The organism is Enterococcus sp. 22-H-5-01, from assembly GCF_050310005.1.
Lineage (GTDB): Bacteria > Bacillota > Bacilli > Lactobacillales > Enterococcaceae > Enterococcus_A > Enterococcus_A hailinensis.
This window is the reverse complement of the sequence record NZ_CP189993.1, coordinates 2,000,540-2,022,525: the sequence shown is the minus strand read 5'-3', so window position 1 is coordinate 2,022,525 and position 21,986 is coordinate 2,000,540. Positions and strand designations below refer to the sequence as shown.

Here is a 21,986-nt window from a genome sequence, read left to right as displayed (position 1 = left end):
CTATCTCCTACCAGAATAAACTATATGGTACTATTTCATTAATATTGCTTAAAATTTGTGCTAAAAAAATAACTATATAAATGGGTAATGAAAAATATATCAAAATAAATTCGCTATATACATTGTTCAATAATCTTTTTGAAATCAACTTGTATACATTGGGGATGAAGACAATTGCATAAAAAGAAAACATAACTTCAATTCTAGAAATCAATAGATTGTTGTAAAATATGACTCCAATAACTACAGCAATAATCATTGCAGATATTTGAACAGAAAAAATTTTTTCTTCAATTTGAATTGTTGAATAGGGAGCACGATAAAAAATGAATAGAGCTAATAATACGAAAAGATAGAAGAATGTAACGAATATTTTTTTACCTTCTCCCACATCACTAATTGAATATTGTCCACCATTAAAATACATGATATATCTAGGGAAAATTATTAAAAATAGCTTAATAAAAAAAGAGTAACCGGTCATTCCTATGGTTGAGATTATAGCTAGAAATATATACTTTTTATTAGTCCAATTAATCCTACATAATATTTGATACACCAGTCCAACGATTGCAGTATTGTGTACTCCAATGGCTAATATATTTAATAATAGTGAACTTTTTTTCTTTCCATTGAATAAAAAGCATACTGAAATTAAGCATAAAGAAATCGCTATAGATTGTCTGGCAGCGGTCAAATTATAAGCATAAAAATATAACGTATAATATAAAAACAGGCTAAATAGAGGATTTTTCGACATTTTACGTATGAAATAGGCATTAGCTATAATAATAATTGCACTATTAGTAATAGTTACCACCTGTACATTTGTCGTAATCATTGATAATAATTTATTGTATACATCGTAAATAATAGAACCATCCGAATTATTTATGACCGTCAAAATATCTTGATTAGAAATTCTAGAGAATATACGCTCATAATTTGATACATCCATTCCTACTGTATTAGCTCTGAATATTGCGATCATAACAAGTATAGATACTAAAAATAAGTATAAAAATCTTTCTACATTATTTTGCTTAACAGAAAAAAATAAAGTGATTATTAAAATTGATAATAAAATTATATATATAACCATTGTTTCTCCTATCCAATAGTATTCAATATTTTTTTTGTCATACTCCCTCCAAAACAAATAAATATTTTAGCAAATTTCGTTTTAATTCTAGATTGATTAAAAATAGAAAATTTTGAATTTGAATATTTAACCTTATTCCATAAAATTTTGTTCTGCTCTTTGTTTTTATTTCCATCAATTTGTTTCCAAACATTTAAACAAGCGCTCATTGCTCTCATATATGCATACTCAGTTAATGAAGGATAATTGCTCTCAACAAAATGTATTAAATTATCGGTAATTTCTACAATGTCCATCTTTTTTGCATTAAAACTCTCATTACTAATACTATTACTCCTATAAACATAAAAATAATCATTTGTATTCGTTAAACTTATTTTGTCACATAGATCAAACAATTTGTATATTGTATCTAAATCCTCGTATACCATTCCTAGTGGAAATCTAATACCTTCAAAAAGATTTTTGTCATATAATTTTCCACATGCATTTGTGTCAAATTTTTTTTGTATAAGCATTTCTTTTAATGCTCCTTCTACATCAAATAATTCAATATTTTGAATACTTTCACTCGGTATATTTTTTAAATATTCATTCACCATATTCAATTTAGAAATGCTTATCTGAATATTTTCTTCGAAAGTTATTCCTTTATACAAATTATATATATGATTTTCGCCGAGATAGTCGTCACTATCAATAAATGTTATATATTTTCCTGTCGCATAATCAATGCCTACATTTCTCGCATCAGATAAACCACCATTATCTTTATGAATTACTTTTATACGTGAATCTTTATTTGAATAATCATCACAAATAAAGGAAGACTTATCTGTCGAGCCATCATTTACTAAAATTATTTCCATGTTTTTAAACGTTTGCAATAAGAGTGAATTAATACATTTTTCCAAATAATTATCAACATTATATACCGGAACTATTACACTAATTAAATATTCTTTATTCATTTATAACTATCCCTCATTACTTTTTTGTTTGACTAACGTATTTAGAGTACATCTTTTCTAACTCATTCACTGATTCACTGATTTCATAACCCGCTTCACGAGCACTCTCTAAATGGCTGAAACGTTTCTTTGAAGGTTTGACAACATGCTTTGCCCACTCAGTAACATTTTTCTCTAAATTAACTTTTTCATACAATTCAGTAATATTAACATCTTCAGGAATCATCGTAGATCCGAGTACGGGTAGTCCAGAAACTTGAGCTTCAATAGCAACCATTCCTAAACCTTCGTAATTTGAAGGAAATAAGAAAAAGTCCATAGCTTGATAATAATTCTGTACATTAGGACTATTTGGCAAAAATAGCACGTTATCAAAAATCTTCATATTTTTAGCATGCTCAATCAATTCTTCTTTCATCGACCCGTCCCCAACAATCAAAAGCTTAGCATTTGGATGAGTTTTCTTAACTTCAGCAAAAACATCAATAACAAATTTTTGATTCTTTTGCCAAACTAATCGACCGATATTTCCAATCACAAAATCAACTTCAGAATAATGTAATTCTTCTCGTATTTTTTTACGAACGGTTTCATTATATGCAAATTTTTCAACTGAAATTGCATTTTTTAAGACAAATAATTCGTTATTGGCCACTTTTTCCCCAAAAAGCCATTCACCAGCATATCTTGTCGGACTCATGTAATGCGTAGGATAAATAGTTGAGAAAAATCTCAAAATGTATTTCATAAGATTTTTTTTATATTCTCCTGGTGCAGCAGTACTATGATTGTGAGCAATGCGCACAGGAATACGACATTTTTTTGCTACTCGTAATGGAATTACACTTAAAGAGTTGATATGAGAATGAACAATTTTATAGTTATTTTCAACGAAAATTTCTTTCAAATCTTTCATATAAGAGAAGACTTGTTGGTATGGATGTACTCGATAGATTCTTCCCCCATGTTGATAATTTCTTCTTCAGGGACGGAGATAGAATCTTCATCTATAATAAAATCAAATTGTATTTTTCTTTTATCAATGTGACGATAGTAATTCATGACCACCGCTTCCACACCACCGCCAATCATTTTCCCCATAATCATCGCAACTCTAATTGGTTCTTCAGGCATAAATATCCTCTTTCTTAATACGCCCCATCTGGCTTAATCATTACTTTGATTGTTCTTACGATCAGTGAAATATCATAACGGATACTCCGTTTTTGGATGTATTCGATATCGAATTCCACCATCTCATTGAAGTGCACATCGTTTCTGCCGCTGACTTGCCATAACCCCGAACAGCCTGGCTTGACCAACAGACGTTGCATGTCATACTGTGTATATTCTGCGACTTCTCGTTGCAACGGCGGTCGTGGACCGATCAGACTCATATCGCCTTTGATCACATTGATCAATTGTGGTAATTCGTCCAGGCTGGTCTTGCGGATGAATTTACCGATCTCCGTTACTCGCGGATCTTCTTTCATTTTGAACATCGCACCCTCGACTTCATTTTGATCTAGTAGTTTTGAAAGCTTAGCTTCGGCATCGACGCACATCGAGCGGAACTTATACATCGTAAATAGTTTTCCATCCCGACCAACCCGTTTCTGTGCGAAGATCACTGATTTATTCGGTTCTTCTTTGTGGATTTTGTAAGCTACCCAAGCAATCACCGGCGAGATGAAGATCAAGCCCAAAGAAGCTAAGACGATGTCGATGAACCGCTTGCCAAAATCATAAGCTTTTCTTCTTTTGATTTTTGATTTATCTAGCCAGATCAAACGCGTAGAACCTTGACTAGAAAAGGGTTTATTTTCAAGAATGATTTCTTCTACTAAGGTCTTTTCACTTTTCATCGCTAACTCCTCCAACCATTTTTACTTAAAAAATTTAAAGCATGTCTCTTTCATCTCCTGATAGGCCGGTCGTGTGACTGGATCGCCATTGACGAGATCTCTCGCCATTTGATCCATCGCTGCCACCATTTTTCGGCCGCCAATTTTTCGGATTTCAGCACAAGCTTCTTTCAAATAAAACGAGCGTTGTTTTAAATTGTGTGCATCAGAGGCCACCATATATAGCATTCCATGTTCTAGCATTTGTCTGGCGGTCTTTTTGATCTCTTTTCCGAATACTCCGACGATGCTTGGTGCGGTCAATTGGGTCAAGACTCCCATCTCTAAAAACGGTATCAATCGATTGGGCTCGGCGCGAAAGCCGGCATTCCGTTCGGGATGAACAATCACTGGTGTGTGTCCTTGACTCAATAAGCGGTAAAAAAGTTGTTCGGCATATTCTGGGATCTCATTAGTGGGAAATTCGATTAACAGATACGTGTTATTTAGATCGGTGAACAGTATTTCACCTTGTTCGATCTCTGACAGCAGATATTCTGTTAAGCGAATTTCCTGTCCTTCTAATAAGGTCAGCTCGATTTCCCGTTGATCCAGCTCTAGTTGCAGCTGATCGACAGCTGGGATGACTTCACTTGCGAGGTTATTGAACTTGCCATTGTTGTGATGCGGTGTGCACATCAGATGAGTGATGCCTTGATCGACGGCTTTTCGAGCCATCGCCAAACTATCCTCTAATGTCGCAGCGCCATCATCGACACCTGGCAGGATGTGACTATGTAGATCAATCATCTAGTCTCACTTCGTTCCTTCCGTACCATAATAATAGTAGGATTCGTCACTTTGCTTCTTGCCGTTATAGACCACACCAATGATTTTAGCTTTCACCATATCTAATAAATGCTTCGCTTCTTGGATTGCTTGTTTATTGGTCTTACGTTCACGAACAACGAGGATCGTCCCATCAACATACGAGGACATGATCTGTGCATCAGTCACGGTTACGACCGGCGGCATATCAAAGATCACGAGATCAAAAGATGCGGCCAATGTATCGACCAATTCTTGCATCCGTTTTGAAGCCAATAATTCAGACGGATTCGGTGGTGTCGGACCACTTGGGAAGAGATAAAGATTTTCAATATCGGTCTCAACTAAGCGGCTGCCGATTTGATTATCCCCCTGAGCCAATTCTGAATGGCTTGCATTATGATTAGTCAAAAAGCTATCATTTGTGGCATTCGCTTCAGTCAGATAGTTGCTTAGACCATTAACGTTAGGAACACGGAAACTTAGTGCCACGTTTGGTTTCCGCAGATCGGCATCGACTAACAGGACTTTACTGCCGGCATTGGCAAAGACTACCGCCAAGTTCGCCGCCGTCGTCGTCTTACCTTCAGAAGGACCAGATGAGGTCATGACTAATGTTTTGATTTTTTTATCAGCAGAAGAAAACTCGATATTGGTCCGGATCTTCCGATATTGTTCAGCTGCGGTCGAAAAAGGATTGATCGCAGCGATCAGATTAACAGGCGTGATGCCTTTATTTTTTTTGGCCATCTAAGATTTTGCACCCCATTCTTATTTATCGATTAGACCCGTCTACGCTGACGAGTGGTCGTTTTTCGATTATGATCGTGATTGACTGTTTCGTTATTTGGTTCTTGCGGTGTCGCATCGGCAGTGACACGTGATTTAGACAATTCTTTTTTGCTGACTTCTGATACTTGACCTAAGATCGGCAATTCTAAGACTTCGGCGATAAAGCGTTCGTCTTTGACTGTCTTGTCTAATAACTCGATCAAGAAAGCTAAACCCACACCGATCATCAAACCAACTACAGCACCGATCAATAAGTTCAATTTATTATTTGGGAAGATCGCACTGGATGGCACGACGCCTTTTGAGGTGATCGTCACTTTATTGACGGCTAAGACATCTTCGGCTTTTTGTTCGAAGACCATCGCTGTCGTATTGGCGATCGTTGCCGCTTTTCTTGGTTCTGGTGATGTCGCCACGATTTGGAACATTTGAGAATTTTGTGATTGTTCCACTTCGATCATATTTTTTAATTCGCTGTTTCTATACGTGTATTGGTATTTGTCGCTTAATTCTTTTTGGACCGCATCGATCACGACATCGCCTTTAATCATATCTTTATAGGTATTGATCATCAGTACGTTGCCGTTGATGTCATTTTGTAAATTAGTATTCGCTGCCTCATTTTGTGTATTTTGGACGATCAATTGGGCAGCAGAATCATATTTAGGTGTAATCAAAAAGAATGTGACACCTGCTGCGATTCCGATCCCAGCAATTGTCATCATAATAATAAGCAATGCTTTCTTCTTGAGTACTTGGAATAGTTCTTCTAAACTGATTGTTTCTTCCATAGTCATTTCCCTTCATTAGTGACCTTTATGTAATTTTTTGTTACGCATGTATTCGCTGATCAAGACTAACAGGATCGCTAAGACGATCAAGAGCACGCCAGCAAAGACAAAGGTCAAATCAAACGCCGTGACATAGCCAGTCACAAAACGGTACAACCCTTCAGATGAGATCCCTAAACGATTGATGACACCGCTAAAATAAATAATTGCTGGTAAAACCAAAAGCATCAGGCCAGCACCTAAGATCGGTATGCTGCTCCAGCGGACTCTTTGATGTCTCATCCGGACCATCAAGATCAATCCAATGAAGACGAATAAAAAGGCCACGCTCATGATGATCAAGATCAATGTCAACGCTGATTGGAAGGCCATGACTTTTTGACCATAACTTAATAGATAAGGAATCTCGATGAATGATGAATAATTCTTCGATGCATTTTCAGCCAGATTATTCAGATTGGTTTGGGTCGTTTCATCGATCGTAATATTTTTTTGTTGTGTGTATTGTTGGACATTCGTTAAGATTTTTTCTTTCAACTCGTCCTGTCCTTGGATTTTGAAAGGTACATCGTTGTAGATACTGCGAATGTAATTGTCCACATTAGTCGCGACCGTCTTTTCAGTAACGACATCGGCCAATACTTCCGGTGGGATATTACTACCCCGACCGACGTCTTGGATACTATCGGTCAAATCTTTGCGGACTACTTCTGTATAATTGGTGCTATGGACTTGGCGGATCATAAAATCTTGATTGAACAGCGTCAATCGGATACAGATCAAAGCAACGGAAGCAAACAGGAGCAAAGACCCGACAAACGCTAAGATCCACCGAGGTATAATTCGTGTTCTGTGACTCATCCTGGGGCTTTCCTCCTACTCGTCTGCATTGATCATCGGTCCAGAGACAAACTCCGCGACGGCAAATAATCGTTCATCCGTCAATCCTAGACTATCTAGTGGATAGCATGTATACAGGATCAAACGACGATCATTGCGTTGATAGATCATGTTGTCGATTTCTTTATCATTTTTATTGCGTACATCTAATTTGGTGATTCGGTACGTATAATTACCATAAGTCGTTTGGATCTCGATCTCATCACCTACTTGAGCAGCGCCTAGCTTGCCGAAGTCATCGACATTGTGACCACCGATCAACGACGTCCCGATCTCACCCGGATATACCGAACCCATAAATTGGCCGGCCCCTTTGCGTAAAATTTCATCGGTATCTCCGAAATATAAAGGAACATCCATTTTTAACTTTTCTATTTTTACTTTCCCATAAAGCTGACCTCCGACTGGATAGTCGACCTCACTCGATGGCAATTCATCGTTGGTATTGGTTTTGACTGATTGGTTATCTACAGCAGTGAATGACTGTTCTGTAGCTTGAAAATCGGGAGTATCTGTCAATAGAAACACTTGAATAGAAGAAGTCACGAATTGGATCACAGGTTTTCCTATCACATACATCAAAGAATAACCGCAAATTAGAAAGATGATTGGGGTGACCAAGGTCACCCCAACCCTCTTCAATCTAGAAGATTTATGCAATCTTCTTACGTCCTACTACTGCTGCACCTGCTGCAACAAGTAATAAGCTTGCGAATGAAATTGCACTAGCAGCGTATGTCGCGCCAGTTTGTTTCACTGCACTACCTGATGAATAGACAGTACTTGTACTTGGCTTAGATGCCGTAGTACTAGAACCATTATTGGCAGCACTATTACTTGCTGATCCATTATCTGTATCAGCAGTGCCTGAACCATTAACATCTGGATTAGTTTGGACGATTGAGAAACCACCTGGGTGGAACGAGATCGACAATCCTAGGATATTAGCCGCAGCTGTGATGATATCTTTCAACTGATTCGTAAGATCTGCCGGTAACGCTTTTAGCAAGTCCTCGATCGAATTAATATTTGAAACATCAACTCCTGAACTTGCAATCAACGCACGTGCTTGTTGGATTTTAGCGATCACTTGGTTCGCTTCGCTGGCTGAGATATCATTTTGTTTCAAATGATTCTCCGCTTGCGCGATATCAGACGCGCGTAGGTTAAACGTTTTCCCTCCAACAGAAACTCCTTGGTTCAACTCATCTAGGATTCTTTGCTCATCGGCAGTGATCGCTCCAGCTGCTTGCGCTGTTGGTGCGAAGAATAAAACGACTGCGACAAGTGCAATGATTCCACTTACAACTTTCTTCATTTACATACCTCCCTTGCTCATTATTTTTGTTACAAGTATCACATATTAGCAAAAAAAACATATTTTCCTTGCTTTTATTAGTATACTGACAAATTCAAAAAAAAACAACGAATTTCAAAATTTAATTTTAATAAAATAGGACTTATTTATTTTACTAAAAAACATTATATTATTTTTTAGTTACTATTATATTAACAATTGCGATTGACAATCCACAAAATATATTAGTTAATTCCTGGATTTCTACTAATATTGTTCTTAAATATTTTATAAAACGAAATAAACAGGCATTTTTGACGATAATTCATTTTGTTTTTGCGAAATATCCTGGTCTATTATTTTTTTGCAAATCATCATTAGTGCCGTCGAACCCATTTATTGATGCTTACCTTTCTAGGGTGTAACGGTTTCAAAATATTGTTAATTGATATTTTATAATTTAATTATTCTAAAAATTAAATGTGTATTATTTTATAAAATTACAATAAAATTCAAATAATCATTCATTATGAGAATTTCATGATAACGTTTTACTGAATATACTATTTTTTCAAGAACAAACATTCCTTTTTAGTATAATTATAAATAAATAGAAAGTAGCTTACCTTTATAACAATTTTGTTTTTGAGAAGCTAAATTTATTGTTGCACACAAAAAAAGCTCGGTCTGTGTCGCTTTCGCGTTTCACAGACCGAGCTTTATCTTTTGTTTCTATTTTCCGTAGCTATTTACGTCTTTTTCGCCAGACGATCAAGCCGATCACTACTATTATAATGACTCCGCCGATGATCGATAAGAAGCGGGCTTTTTCTTCACCCGTTTTTGGATAATACCATTTATGCGATCCCCCACTATTGGTTGGCAGCGTCTTAGTATTTTTCGCGATCACTTTTACAGTCTCTAGTTTGCCTTGATGACTGGCCGCAATCGTGAAGCTGATCGTCTTCGTCGCTAACTGATAGCCAGTCGGCGCTTTGATTTCCTTGAAAGTGTATCGACCTGGGGCAAGTCCATTCACCGTCAATTGACCTTTTGCATTTGTAGTCAGAGCTGCTTGGATAACTTTTTGATCGTCATCTAGCAATTGGAATGTCGCTCCGGCTAAAGTTTTATTCACATCAGCGCTATCGACCTTCGTCAACTCGACACTTCCTTGATAATTCTCAAGCGCGCCTAATTGAGTTGCGGTCACTTTACCTGGCTGAGGAGTAACTGTAAATTTGTGTGCTGTCGTGTCTAAGACATAACCAGTTGGTGCTTTGACTTCTTTCAACACATAATCGCCAGCACTCAATCCTCTAGCAACTAATTTACCATTTGTTCCAGAAGTAATGATCGTTTGTGTCTTCCCTGCTTCATCCGTTGTCGTGATCGGATCAGCTAAATCATCTGCACGGTACAATTTAAATTCAGCACCGGCTAATTTTTTATCTCCGCTGACTTTGGTTGCCTCGATGAAGCCTTGATAGTTTTTCATATCGACAGAAACACCTATCGCTTGATTGTTCTCAACGACGAAATAGACTGGTTGACTATTGAGCAGATAATTGTCTGCCGTTTTCGTTTCGATCAATTTATAGCTGCCGTTCTCTAGTGCTAAATTGCTTAAATCAATCGTACCGTCATTTTGCGGACTCAAATGCTCTTTGACTAATTTTCCATCTGTCGAACCATCATCGTAATACAACGCAAATTCTGTCTTCGTTACATCTAGATCACCATTTGGTTCGCCATCAGTCTTTTTGAAGTCTATTTCTTTACGTCCGTTTTGGAAGTCACCAGTATCGACGATGTACTGACCCTCTTCGATCGTATTCAAATACCCTTCTTCATCGGTATACGTATTGTCCGCTGTTGAATTTTCTAAAACTTCCGGTGCACGTTCAGGAATCACGACTTTCACTGGGAAAGTATTGACTAGATAACCTTTCGGTGCCGCGGTTTCTTTCACGTAATAGGTTCCTGGTGCCAAATCATCAAATTCAACCATACCCGTTTGATCAGAAACTATCTTGACAGGCTGTTGATCGCTGAAATCTGCTTTTGTATATAAGGTGAATTCAGCTCCTTCAAGGCCGATGACTTGATCGTCATCCTCGATCGAAGGTCCAACTTTATGCAGTAAGATCTTTCCGCGATAATTTTGCACATCGCCTTCGATTTTTTTCACTCCCGGATCGCCAGCCTTTTCAGCTGGAACCGTAAAGGCCAATTCTTTACCTGATAAAATATAGTTTCCTGTTGCGCCCGCTTTATTAGAAGAATCTGTTTCAACAAAACGATAGTCTCCCGGTGCCAGTCCAGTTACTCGGACTAAGCCATTCTCATCAGAAAGAGCTGTTTTTCCTGCGACATCTTTGCCATCCGCGTCGATGACTTTAAATGCAGCACCCGCTAATGGATTACCTTGGTCATCGGTCTTCGTTAATTCAGCCGACCCTTGGTAATTGATCAATTCTTGATCTGCCGAAATAATTTCTGGATCACCTTCGAAGCGATCAGGAACGATGACCGAAACAGTGTCTAAATTTTTGATATAGCCAGCTGGTGCTTTGATTTCTTTAAACGTATACGTATCTGGGGCTAAGTCTTTAAAGACGACCTCACCATCAGCATTTGACGTTTGGATTTCGCCATCTCTCACTTCATCGCCGGCGCTATTCAATAAGACAAATTCAGCACCCGCTAATGGGTTGCCGCTAGCATCATTTTTGACTAACTTCACTGCGCCTTTATAATCTTTAAATGATGCTTTGATTACTTGGGCTTTTGGTTCGCCTGCGGCTGAATTTGCGATCTCAAATGTTACCGTTTGAGTATTGATCAAATAACCTGTTGGCGCTTCGGTTTCTTTGATCGTATATTTACCTGGTGAAAGTTTATCGATTCGGACTAGGCCGTCAGCATCGGAAGTTCCCGTGCCCGCTTCTTTTCCTTCACTATCATAAATAGTAAAAGTGGCACCCGCTAATGCTTGATCATCAGGACCGACTTTTTTCAATTCTAGGCTGCCTAAGTAATTTTTCAAGCTTAATTTACCATCCTCATTACTTGTTACCACGGTCGGTCTGCCTTCTGCTTCGGTTGGGATCGTGAATGGCACTGTCGTCTCATTGACTAGATAGTGATCATCTTTTGTTGCAACTTCTTTAAAATAATAGTCTCCTGGTGCTAAACCAGTTGCGGTCACCTTTCCGTCGGCATCAGATTCGATACTGTCGGTCGTGACTTTTTGATTATCTTTTGTATAAACAGCAAAGCTTGCGCCGGCCAAAGCATTAAAGCTGTCGTCTGACTCAGATTCGGCTTCTTTATAAAGCTGAGCAGCACCTTGATAGTTTACATTTTGATCGTCAGTGATCTCAATGTTTTTGACTGGCGGATTACCTTCAATCTCTTTTTCTATATTAAAAGTAATTACTTTAGTATTCAATAAATACCCAGTTGGCGCTGTTTTTTCAATAAAACGATAATCTCCTGGTGACAATTCTGTCGCGTGGACGGTACCATCTAATGTATCAGAAGTAAATAAGCCGTCCTCACCCGCACCGTTGACTTTATCCGTGATAGCTGTCCATTCATCGTCTTTTTTGATTTCTAATTGATACTTCGCTCCTGGCAATCCATGCCCCTTTTCATCGACTTTTTGGAACTGTGCGCCTTCTTCGTAATTTTTATACGGCGTTTGTTCATCGATGACTTGCTTTTGATCTGCAGAATTGATCGTTACAGCAGTATCACTTTGATTCGTCGCTGGCGTGGTAAAGCGAGCGACTTGTTCATTTTGGATATAACCTGGTGCCGCTTTGGTTTCTTTAAAACTATAAGTCGTGCTTGGGTCTAAGTTTTCAAAGGTGAAGTAGCCATCCTCACCTGAAGTGACTTCCTCGCCGATTTTATTCGTTCCGCTTGCATCATACAATTGGAACTTCGCACCAGCTAGTGCCACCGTATCTCCTTGATTAAATGCATGTCCATCGACTTTCATGAAACGAGCATTTCCTTTATAGTTGATAAAGTTTTCGCCGGCATTTAATTCGATCGTCTCAGGTGCTTGATCCCCTTTGCTCACTGGTTAGATCGCAAAGCTGAACTCCGTACTATTTAAATAGTAGCCATCAGGAGCTTGGCTTTCTTTTAGTTTATATTTACCTGGTGCTAAGTTTTTCAGATTCAACAAGCCATCGCGATCAGTGACATAAATTGATTGATCGCCATAATCGCTATAATCCTCTGAATTTAATTCCGCCCGTTGTAGTTGGAAATGTGCTCCAGACAATACCTTCCCGGATTCATTAGTTTTCTTCAAGACAGCTGAACCTTGGTAATCTCTTAATTGCAAGACACCATTAGCCACTGCTTGATCATTTACATACACACTGCGGGAATTATTATCATTCTTCTTGATTTCAAAATTGATCAAAGTTTGATTGATTTGATACCCCGTTGGAGCGACCACTTCTTGGATGCGGTATTGACCATCTGCCAAACCAGAAAGATCCATGCCATTCGTTGTCGGAGTAAAGCTGCGAACAATCGCATAATTTGGATTTTCTTTTGTCCATGTATTGCGGAACAAAGTAAACAATCCACCGGCTAACGCTTGACCATTCCCATTCGTTTTTTCAAAGACGACTTTGACTGGTTGGTTTTCGATCTCGGTGATTTCTGTACTATTATTAGTATTCACCGTTACCCGTTTTCCATTCAATAGTTCATCTGGAATCGTATAGCCGTCAGGGGCTTCGATCTCTTTGACGTAATATTCATAGAGCGAGCTGGTTGCGATCAAATTCCCGAAAGTCGTCATCCCTTGGCTATCAGTCGTTGTTTGATAAAGTACAACGGATTGATTTGTTTGGGTATTCTTACGGACTAATTGTAAGACCGCTCCCGGTACGACTTCATCCTTGCCATTGACTTTTTGGACAGTGACTTTGCCTTTTGTCCCATAGGCCGTACCACTGGAATCTTGGATCCGGACTGAGATCGTCCGTTGGGTATCTTTTCCTGGCAATTCTTTGCCTTCACTCGAGATTGTTGCATTGTTCGTGACATTTTCTGTTTGCGAAGTGAAGTTTGGTTCGGACGCATAGGTCAATACATACGGCTTCTCGATCACACCAGTCAAATCACCATTCGAATCGTCTTTCTCCTCGATCTTTGATAAGTCGACTACAAAGCTCTGCTGACCAGTTGCTGGATCGGTCGTGACCTTGACTGTATATTGATCACTCGGCACTTCTTGATCTGGTTGAACAGTCGTCGCATTTCCTGACCCGGAATATTTTCCAGTATATAATTTGAAATTTTCTTTTAAGATCTGGTTGGCACTTGGTGTATCCGTCACTTTAACATTCGACAAGAGTGATTGGTTCGGATTGATGATCAGTGACCAATTGATTTGATTTGTATTTGCATCGTATGATCCATTTTTCAACGCCGATTGCCCACCAAATGCAATCGATACAGAAGCCGACAATTGTTGGTCTACGCCGGCGATTTGAACAGTCGCTGTATTGGCATACGTTGCTTGATCATAGACGATCTTTCCTTTTAATGAAGTCTTGAATTGTATTTGATAAACCTTAGGTGAATTGGAAGCATCCCAACCAGGGATAAATTCACCTTGACGACCAAACTGTAATTCTAAGGTTCCTTGATCGTCTTCCCCGCCTACAGTAGGTTCGGTCACCGTCAAATAACTTTTCCCGACTTGGTTGCCGCTATAGTCAGCATCGGTTGTCGCTACAAAATTGCCGCTTCCATTGATCGTGCCGCGTGTGACGTTCAAAGAATCTTTGACATAAGATTGATTCCCTGTGATCGGGTCTTTTAGATTAAAGACAGAGACACCTAGATTATTGTAGTTCGTTACGATCGTCCATGTGATTTCTTTGGTCACTGGATTGTAACTGCCGGATTTCATTCCTTGATTGGCTTCTTGGGTACTAGTAGTGAAATCCTTACTGCTGCTCGAATCATAAGGAACATCATTATTGACAAAATTGACTTTCATCGTATTTCCATACTTCAAGGTCGTATCTGGATTAGGTTTTTGATCACTAAACTGATTGTAGTTCACATAGTAACTCATTTGGAACTGATGACTCGTCTTAGCATAGCCATTTTGGAAAGTTACCGTAAAGTTTTTATATCCTCTGCCAGATTCATTTACATTCAATCGAACGACATAATCCGCAGTCTCTGGATCACCAATACTTTGAAGATAAGGTGTTCCATCTGCTTTTAATAAGATAAATGCCCCTGTCAGTATTCGATTGTTATCATTGACATCGCGGATCAAAACACCCGCATCTTCAGTAGTAGGATTTTTTACTTTGAACGGTACACTTACATACCCATCTTCTGTATGATCCATCGTATCGGTAAAGACGGCATTGTCCATCTCATATTTATTCTTATTGATATCGATCACATAATTCGCCATCTTACTTCCTGGATCGACGGTTGGTTTGTTTTTGATGACCACTTGCTGCGATGGCCTTTCAGTGATCGTTGTGGTAGGCGGCAAATGATCTGTTTTCGCCGTATTTGTCACTTGAACTTGATTGTTCGCCGAACCTGATACGATCTTGTTTACTTTAGATTTATAATCGATATTGATCGCTTTACCTGCTTGGACATTGTTTTTGAAGCGAATCGTAAATGGATTCGTCGTCGTGTCGATCTCATAATCAGCTGGATCGATCACTGAACCTTTGACAGCATTGCCGTTGCTATCAAAATTGACCGTATACACACTGAAGCTAGCTGGATCGATGGTCATATTCGTATACGTATCTGAAATGACCGTATCATTGGCTAATTCTTTTTGACCATAATTGTAACGAATCTGCCAACTATAGATTTGATTAAGACTGTCGTACCCAGTCCGAACTTTTTCTAGCGCCTTCTTATAATTCAATTGAACGGTCGCTGAAGCATCCAAACTTACATTTCCGGCTGTCAACGTCACATTATTTGTGATTGGGATCGTTCCGCCATCAGTCGGTTTGAATTCATCCTTGATCGTCGTAGCATAAACGATTCGATATGGACGATTGATCGTTGTATTGAACTTGATCGAACCATCATCTTGGACCGTATATGAACTAGGATCCAATGGCGTTGTCCCTGTTCCTGTCACATTGCCATTAAAATCAACGGTCAATGGATAGACAGTCACTGCACCAGTTTCGTTTTTATTAAAAGTTACTTGTTGTGGAAATTTTTCAGTGACTACCGGCTGATCTAAAGTTGCATAGTCTTTGTTGAAATCAACTTCCCACGTCACTTTATTCGGGTTATTGGCTTTATCCGTATGTCCTGCTTTGCTGATAGATGTACCACTCGTCGGCTTGATCGTCACCGTATAAGGTGGAAGATTAGTCTTACTTGGATAAATGATCGTCGTTGTTCCCGGCTGAGTGATTTTTTGGGTATCAAAGTGGACATCGGCATCCACGCTACCTCCTTCTGGCGGTAAAAAGTCTTGGTCGGCTTGTTTCGTGAAAGTGATCCGTATTTTTTGTGTTGCGACATCGAATTTATAAGTTCCATAAATCGTCCCATCGCTATCTGTCAGATTCCCTTCAGGTGAGGGTGCTTCGATTGCTAAACCTGACGGCATATCCATCTCATAATAATCCCCTGGAACCATTTCGACCCGTACTGCTTCTGGGATCGCAAAATTCAACTCAAAATGAATCTCCGAATTGATCGTTGGCGGATTAGGTTTAAATGTCAATTGACTATCGGTCAAAAAATTATCCCCTGGAGCATATTGGGTGAATAATTCATCGATCGCCCCTGCTTCTCTAGGTTCTTCTGCCGCTCGACTGGCTTTTTTTGTTGCTTGTTTCGTCGTTGATTCACTGCTTGCAGTCGTTGATTCGTCACTAGAACCACTTGTTTTTTCCGAAGTCGATTCAGCCGTCTTTTCGGTCGCTGTACTTTCACTGCTCGTTGTTTCACTAGCCGTATTAGAACTTTCACTTGTTGAACTGTCGCTCGTTTCTGGTAAAGCTAATTGAATTAATTTCTCATCTGCTTGATAAAAAGTCACGTTCTCGTCCGGGCCGCGTGTGATCGATCCCAATAGAATCAATTTGAAACGATTTTCGCCCTTTGCTAACTTATTGAAGTTCAACGTATATTGGATACGGTCAGCCTTTGTTTCGACTGCATACGTTCCGATCGTTTCTTTTGCTTCATTTAAAATGACTTTTGCATCGTCTTTGATTTCAGCGGGCACAAAATTTTTTGTCGTCTCAAAAGTGATCGCTGAGGTATTTTCAGCTGAACTATCCACTTTGCCGATCAATGTCAATTCCGTTTGGTGCTCTTCTGTCTCTTTCAACTTACTTTTTTTATCGATCGTAAGTTGATTAGTGACCTCCGTGCTCGCTTCTGTTGTACTGCTCGTAGAATCCTCTGTTGTCTTTGAACTTGAAACAGCTGTCTCTGACGAAACAATTGATTTCGGGTCACTGGCTACTGATCCAATTGTTTTTGTTGTACTCGTCTGAGTACTTGATGGAGTGGTAATTTCTACAGCTGTCCCAATTACCGGTGATGCAATGCTCCCCACCAATGTGAACAACATTGCTAAATTTACCCATTTTTTCATACCGCACCAACCTTTAATTAAAATTTAATTTAAAAACAAATAATGTCTAAAAAGATAATTACATTATCCTATGACCTATTTTTTATTACAAACGATAACGCTTGGAATATAACATTATCCCTACTAATTATAATAAAAAAGACTGAATAATAGCCAGCTTATTTTATAACTTCTTTTCTTTTTAATATTTTCTATACTTGATAATGAATAGTTGCACATAATATTTTCTTCTCACAATCCTATTTATTTTTTCTATTTGATTCTTCGCTATAAACGAATCAGCTTTGCTCGTAATCCCTATCAAACAAAATCATAGTCATTATTAATTGTCATTTTAGCTACTTGTTTACCTTCTAAAATATAGAATAACTATTATTAATTACGTTATATTTAAATAAATATTTACTAGATTAAAACCAGAAAAACGTTTGCAACTACTTTTCTTTTTGTTTATAATTATTGTAAATAAGAGGTCAAGCTTCCCCAGTTCCAGAGATCTCTTATTATCAACTATGAGAATATTTTCTCAATTTAAACTCAGGAGGGTTCATCTATGTCATTAATCGGAAAACAAGTCGAAGCATTCCAAGCACAAGCGTATCGTCAAGGAAAATTCATCGAGGTCTCAAATGAAACACTTCAAGGTAAATGGTCGATCATCTGCTTTTATCCCGCGGATTTCACCTTTGTCTGCCCAACTGAACTAGAAGATTTACAAGAACAATACGAAACATTGCAAACACTTGATGTGGAAGTCTACTCTTGTTCGACGGACACTCATTTCACACATAAAGCATGGCATGATACATCCGACGCGATCGGTAAGATCAACTACACGATGATTGGTGATCCATCCCATCATATTTCACGCATTTTTGATGTTTTAGATGAAGAAGCTGGTCTAGCACAACGCGGGACCTTCATCATTGATCCAGATGGCATTGTCCAAGCTATGGAAATCAACGCCGATGGAATTGGACGGGATGCTAGCGGATTGATCGATAAAATTCGTGCAGCTCAATATGTCCGTACACATCCAGGAGAAGTTTGTCCGGCTAAATGGAAAGAAGACGGCGAAACCTTGAAACCAAGCTTTGACTTAGTTGGAAAAATTTAAGGTGGCCCTATGTTAGATAATGAAACCAAAGAACAACTCAAACAATATTTAGCCTTACTAGAATCAGAAGTTGTCTTTTCAGCCAGTTTTGATCAATCGGAAGATTCGAAAAAGGTCGAAATATTTTTGACTGAAGTTGTAGAAATGAGCGAGCAACTGTCACTTGAAGCAAAACCTTTACTACGTACACCGAGCTTTGAGGTCAATCAAAAAGGCGCTCCAGCTAGCGGCATCATCTTTGCTGGTTTGCCGATGGGCCACGAATGTACTTCCTTTATCTTGGCACTGCTGCAAGTCAGTGGACGGCCTCCGAAAGTCGAAGACAGTATCGTCCAACAGATCCAAAGTATTGAACGACCTTTGACTTTCGAGACATACGTCAGCTTAACCTGTCACAATTGTCCGGATGTTGTTCAAGCATTGAATATTTTAGCGGTCTTGAATCCTAAGATTTCTCATACTATGATCGAGGGCGGCATGTACCAACAAGAAATCGATGACAAACAAGTCATGGCGGTACCGACTGTTTTCCTAGATGGATCCGAATTCGACAGTGGCCGAATGACGATCGAACAAATTTTGGCAAAAGTAGCGGGACCACTTAGTGCCGACGAATTTGCTGACAAAGACATTTTTGATGTTTTAGTCGTCGGCGGTGGACCAGCTGGTGCTAGTTCCGCTATCTACGCAGCACGAAAAGGCATCAAGACTGGGATGGTCGTAGAAACTTTTGGCGGTCAAGTCCTCGAAACTTTAGGGATCGAAAACGTCATCGGTACTCCCTATATCGAAGGCCCGCAATTAATGCGTCAAGTCGAAGAACACGTTAAACAATACGATGTCGATATCATGAAAGGACAACGTGCCACAGCGATCACGAAATCTGACTTAATCGAAGTGACATTGGAAAATGGTGCGCAATTAAAAGCTAAAACTGCGATCCTTTCCACTGGTGCTCGTTGGCGTGCGATCAATGTTCCTGGTGAAAAAGAATTCAAAAACAAAGGGATCGCTTATTGTCCTCACTGCGATGGTCCTTTGTTCAAAGACAAAGAAGTCGTCGTGATCGGCGGTGGAAACTCAGGGATCGAAGCAGCCATCGATTTAGCCGGCGTAGCGAAACATATCTATGTCTTAGAATTCTTACCGGAATTAAAAGCGGATCAAGTCTTGCAGAAAAAACTGCATTCGCTGGACAATGTCACCGTCATCACCAATGCCGCAACCAAAGAAATCACTGGCTCTTCACAGGTAGAAGCATTGACTTATACAGATCGGTTGACCAATGAAGAACATACTTTGAAGGTCGAAGGCGTCTTCATTCTGATTGGTTTGATGCCAAATACTGAATGGCTGCAAGACTCGCTTGAGTTAAATCAACGCGGTGAGATCTTAGTCGATGGTCATGGTGCGACCAATGTACCTGGTATTTTTGCTGCTGGTGATTGTACTGACAGTATCTACAAACAGATCATTATTTCGATGGGCTCAGGCGCTACTGCCGCTCTAGGAGCTTTTGATTATTTGATCCGTCACACGTAAAAAAACTCATTCAGTTTTCTTTTCGAAGAGACTGAATGAGTTTTTTATTGTTTAATGCAGTAAAAAATTCTTCGCCTCAGCATAATCAAGCGAATTGTTGGTTTTTCAAGTCCATATAAAGCAGCTGTTCGGTCATTCTTAATGAAGTCATCTTGCGAACTTCACGGGGAATAAACTGATGGATATCTTCTTCGTTATAACCGATCTGTAATTTCTTTCCATCAGTAATGATCGGACGGCGCAAAAGACTTGGATACTTCACGATAATCGCTACCAATTCGCTCAATGATAATTCATTGAAATCCAGCGCCAATTTTTCATAAACTTTTGAACGAGTCGAAATGATTTCATCCGTCCCAAATTCTGTTAAACACAAAATACGTTTAATCTCTTCTTCATTTAATGGTTCAGAGATAATGTTGCGTTCTTCGATTTCTAATCCTTGCTCTTTCAGCCAAACCTTGGCTTTACGACAAGACGTTCAACTTGAGGAGCTATATACTTTAATCATCTGCAGCATACCTTTCCTTCATCGAATTCAGTAGTTTTTTTATGAAGTAAATACTACAATATTTTTTTATGTATGTTAAATATTTCACTATAATATTTTTTGAAAAAGAATATTTTTTATAAATTACAGTAATTTATATAACTTTTATTCATATTTTCATTTTAAAGGCTTGCTAGGAATGATTAACTTATTGGTTGCATGGCTTAATTTTTAGAAGAAATGGTCTAGACGTTTTTATAACAACTAGTAGGTAGTTCTGCGTTTTTTATCAAAAATTTCCTAAAAACGACAAAAGCTGATTGGTGTTTAGCCAAAAAAAAGTTGGTCCAAAAGTAGTAACTACTCTTGGACCAACTGCTTCTATATTAACTAATGATCGTTACTGTGACCGAACGTCTGCCCCACTGTATGCACTGCTCTTCTGTAGGAAAATGACAATCAATAATATTTCCTTTGATTGCACCACCCGTATCACCAGCAATCGCAATACCATAACCTGAAACTTCCACCATTGAACCTAATGGGATCACGCTTGGGTCAACAGCGATCACTTGAGGATTTTGACGTAAGTCAATGCCCATCGCCGTAAAATACGTATTGACCGATTCAGCACATGAATAAGCTGTCGATTCCATTTGTAAGGTTCGACCAGAAGTTGTCGGCGTACTTGGCGTTGTCGCTTGGGCCGATGATTCTGTTGTTTGTTGACTTGTTGATGTTGTTGCTGCGGTACTGCTTGATGCAGCACTCGACGCTTTGGCTGTTGCTTGGGCCGCATCTTTGGCAGCTTGTTGTGCGGCAGCTTTGGCTGATGCTTCTTTGGCTGATTTTTCAGCCTGTGCTTTTTCAGCTGCTGCGGCTTGCGCGGCCTTTTCTGCTTGTGCTTTTTCAGCTGCCGCCTTTTCTTTGGCTTCTTTAGCCGCTTTTTCAGCCTGAGCTTTCAATGCTGCTTGACGTGCTTTTTCAACTTCTTTATCTTGGCTGATTTTTTCTAAACTAGCTTTATTGTCAGCCAACTCTTGTTTTAGATTGGCCATTTTATCATCTAACTTAGCCGTTTCAGCTGCCAGATTTTTGCTATCTGTTTCTAACTGAGTCTGGGTCTTTTCTTGTGTTGCTTTCAATTCAGTTAATTGTTCTTTCGCTTCACCTAAACTAGCGACTTTCGTTTTTTCAGTATTCTGGATGACCGACATCGCAAAAGCTCGATTCAAGAATTCACCTAAATTTTTCGCTTCTAATAACGCAGTGATCGAACGTTCATTCATCCCATTGACTTGGGCAGTTTTCATCCGTTCAGCGATCGCTGTTTTCCGACGCTCGATTTTTTGTTCGGTTGCTGTGATCTCCGTTTTTGTTTCAGTCAATTTGTTCTCATTTTGACTGATTTTTTCCCGAATATCATTTACTTCTTGATATTTTTCATTCACATCATTCAATGCTAATTGAATTTCACCGCTGATTTTATCGCTTTGACGCGTGATCACGGATTCTTGTTTATCTAATTCACTCAGTGACTCTGCTTGTGCAAAGACTGGGAAAAGTACGTTAACACCCAACAATAGTGTTGCAACGACCCCAAATACCTGCTTTTTCACTTAAAAAGTCCACCTTTCTATTTTACCCTTTGTCATTATA

General features: G+C 39.0%; 17 protein-coding genes. 2 read left to right on the top strand and 15 right to left on the bottom strand.

Going from position 1 to position 21,986, the window contains the following annotated elements:
* Positions 1 to 7 precede the first annotated feature (7 nt).
* The 13 genes from ACQKTA_RS10255 to ACQKTA_RS10195 form a co-directional block, all read right to left on the bottom strand.
* Complete coding sequence (locus ACQKTA_RS10255) at positions 8 to 1,102, bottom strand: EpsG family protein (protein WP_427813648.1); 1,095 nt, start codon at positions 1,100 to 1,102, stop codon at positions 8 to 10.
* Between the two features lie 8 nt (positions 1,103 to 1,110).
* Positions 1,111 to 2,073, bottom strand: coding sequence for a glycosyltransferase family 2 protein (locus ACQKTA_RS10250; protein WP_427813647.1), 963 nt, complete (start codon positions 2,071 to 2,073; stop codon positions 1,111 to 1,113).
* A gap of 16 nt (positions 2,074 to 2,089) precedes the next feature.
* The gene (locus ACQKTA_RS10245) at positions 2,090 to 2,989 is read right to left on the bottom strand and encodes a glycosyltransferase (RefSeq protein ID WP_427813646.1); all 900 of its coding nucleotides are present in this window, start codon (positions 2,987 to 2,989) and stop codon (positions 2,090 to 2,092) included.
* Positions 2,986 to 3,207: a hypothetical protein gene (locus ACQKTA_RS10240; RefSeq protein WP_427813645.1), complete on the bottom strand. Its 222-nt coding sequence runs from the start codon at positions 3,205 to 3,207 to the stop codon at positions 2,986 to 2,988. Before ACQKTA_RS10240 ends, ACQKTA_RS10245 begins: the two co-directional genes overlap by 4 nt.
* A 14-nt stretch (positions 3,208 to 3,221) precedes the next feature.
* Positions 3,222 to 3,938 (bottom strand): sugar transferase, encoded by a 717-nt coding sequence (locus tag ACQKTA_RS10235; protein WP_427813644.1) that lies wholly within the window; start codon positions 3,936 to 3,938, stop codon positions 3,222 to 3,224.
* Positions 3,939 to 3,959: 21 nt separating this feature from the next.
* Positions 3,960 to 4,727: a tyrosine-protein phosphatase gene (locus tag ACQKTA_RS10230; RefSeq protein WP_427813643.1), complete on the bottom strand. Its 768-nt coding sequence runs from the start codon at positions 4,725 to 4,727 to the stop codon at positions 3,960 to 3,962.
* A gap of 6 nt (positions 4,728 to 4,733) precedes the next feature.
* Positions 4,734 to 5,495 (bottom strand): CpsD/CapB family tyrosine-protein kinase, encoded by a 762-nt coding sequence (locus ACQKTA_RS10225; RefSeq protein WP_427813642.1) that lies wholly within the window; start codon positions 5,493 to 5,495, stop codon positions 4,734 to 4,736.
* A gap of 32 nt (positions 5,496 to 5,527) precedes the next feature.
* Positions 5,528 to 6,328 carry a YveK family protein gene (locus ACQKTA_RS10220; RefSeq protein ID WP_427813641.1) on the bottom strand — a complete coding sequence of 267 codons (801 nt, stop codon included), beginning with the start codon at positions 6,326 to 6,328 and terminating at the stop codon, positions 5,528 to 5,530.
* Positions 6,329 to 6,343: 15 nt separating this feature from the next.
* Positions 6,344 to 7,189, bottom strand: coding sequence for a hypothetical protein (locus ACQKTA_RS10215; RefSeq protein WP_427813640.1), 846 nt, complete (start codon positions 7,187 to 7,189; stop codon positions 6,344 to 6,346).
* Between the two features lie 15 nt (positions 7,190 to 7,204).
* Entirely contained in the window at positions 7,205 to 7,807 is a 603-nt protein-coding gene (locus tag ACQKTA_RS10210) for a class D sortase (RefSeq protein ID WP_427814548.1), read from the bottom strand.
* Positions 7,808 to 7,880: 73 nt separating this feature from the next.
* Positions 7,881 to 8,546, bottom strand: a complete 666-nt coding sequence (locus ACQKTA_RS10205; RefSeq protein WP_427813639.1) for a hypothetical protein — start codon at positions 8,544 to 8,546, stop codon at positions 7,881 to 7,883.
* 724 nt (positions 8,547 to 9,270) lie between these two features.
* Complete coding sequence (locus ACQKTA_RS10200; RefSeq protein ID WP_427813638.1) at positions 9,271 to 12,618, bottom strand: SpaA isopeptide-forming pilin-related protein; 3,348 nt, start codon at positions 12,616 to 12,618, stop codon at positions 9,271 to 9,273.
* A gap of 3 nt (positions 12,619 to 12,621) precedes the next feature.
* Positions 12,622 to 17,178 carry a SpaA isopeptide-forming pilin-related protein gene (locus ACQKTA_RS10195; protein ID WP_427813637.1) on the bottom strand — a complete coding sequence of 1,519 codons (4,557 nt, stop codon included), beginning with the start codon at positions 17,176 to 17,178 and terminating at the stop codon, positions 12,622 to 12,624.
* 553 nt (positions 17,179 to 17,731) lie between these two features.
* Here ACQKTA_RS10195 and ahpC point away from each other — a divergent pair.
* The gene (gene ahpC / locus ACQKTA_RS10190; protein WP_407856496.1) at positions 17,732 to 18,295 is read left to right on the top strand and encodes an alkyl hydroperoxide reductase subunit C; all 564 of its coding nucleotides are present in this window, start codon (positions 17,732 to 17,734) and stop codon (positions 18,293 to 18,295) included.
* A gap of 9 nt (positions 18,296 to 18,304) precedes the next feature.
* Positions 18,305 to 19,837, top strand: a complete 1,533-nt coding sequence (gene ahpF, locus ACQKTA_RS10185; RefSeq protein ID WP_427813636.1) for an alkyl hydroperoxide reductase subunit F — start codon at positions 18,305 to 18,307, stop codon at positions 19,835 to 19,837.
* Positions 19,838 to 19,922: 85 nt separating this feature from the next.
* Here ahpF and spx read toward each other — a convergent pair whose 3' ends face one another.
* Both spx and ACQKTA_RS10175 read right to left on the bottom strand, forming a co-directional pair.
* Positions 19,923 to 20,348, bottom strand: a complete 426-nt coding sequence (gene spx / locus ACQKTA_RS10180; RefSeq protein ID WP_427814547.1) for a transcriptional regulator Spx — start codon at positions 20,346 to 20,348, stop codon at positions 19,923 to 19,925.
* A 365-nt stretch (positions 20,349 to 20,713) separates the two neighbouring features.
* Entirely contained in the window at positions 20,714 to 21,946 is a 1,233-nt protein-coding gene (locus ACQKTA_RS10175; RefSeq protein ID WP_427813635.1) for a 3D domain-containing protein, read from the bottom strand.
* Positions 21,947 to 21,986 lie beyond the last annotated feature (40 nt).

Coding starts and splice junctions, on each gene's coding strand:
- ACQKTA_RS10220 (WP_427813641.1), bottom strand. CDS start 6,328: ATGGAAGAAACAATCAGTTTAGAAGAACTATTCCAAGTACTCAAGAAG.
- ACQKTA_RS10195 (WP_427813637.1), bottom strand. CDS start 17,178: ATGAAAAAATGGGTAAATTTAGCAATGTTGTTCACATTGGTGGGGAGC.
- ACQKTA_RS10235 (WP_427813644.1), bottom strand. CDS start 3,938: ATGAAAAGTGAAAAGACCTTAGTAGAAGAAATCATTCTTGAAAATAAA.
- ACQKTA_RS10225 (WP_427813642.1), bottom strand. CDS start 5,495: ATGGCCAAAAAAAATAAAGGCATCACGCCTGTTAATCTGATCGCTGCG.
- ACQKTA_RS10245 (WP_427813646.1), bottom strand. CDS start 2,989: ATGAAAGATTTGAAAGAAATTTTCGTTGAAAATAACTATAAAATTGTT.
- ACQKTA_RS10250 (WP_427813647.1), bottom strand. CDS start 2,073: ATGAATAAAGAATATTTAATTAGTGTAATAGTTCCGGTATATAATGTT.
- ACQKTA_RS10205 (WP_427813639.1), bottom strand. CDS start 8,546: ATGAAGAAAGTTGTAAGTGGAATCATTGCACTTGTCGCAGTCGTTTTA.
- ahpC (WP_407856496.1), top strand. CDS start 17,732: ATGTCATTAATCGGAAAACAAGTCGAAGCATTCCAAGCACAAGCGTAT.
- ACQKTA_RS10215 (WP_427813640.1), bottom strand. CDS start 7,189: ATGAGTCACAGAACACGAATTATACCTCGGTGGATCTTAGCGTTTGTC.
- ahpF (WP_427813636.1), top strand. CDS start 18,305: ATGTTAGATAATGAAACCAAAGAACAACTCAAACAATATTTAGCCTTA.
- ACQKTA_RS10240 (WP_427813645.1), bottom strand. CDS start 3,207: ATGCCTGAAGAACCAATTAGAGTTGCGATGATTATGGGGAAAATGATT.
- ACQKTA_RS10230 (WP_427813643.1), bottom strand. CDS start 4,727: ATGATTGATCTACATAGTCACATCCTGCCAGGTGTCGATGATGGCGCT.
- ACQKTA_RS10210 (WP_427814548.1), bottom strand. CDS start 7,807: ATGTATGTGATAGGAAAACCTGTGATCCAATTCGTGACTTCTTCTATT.
- ACQKTA_RS10255 (WP_427813648.1), bottom strand. CDS start 1,102: ATGGTTATATATATAATTTTATTATCAATTTTAATAATCACTTTATTT.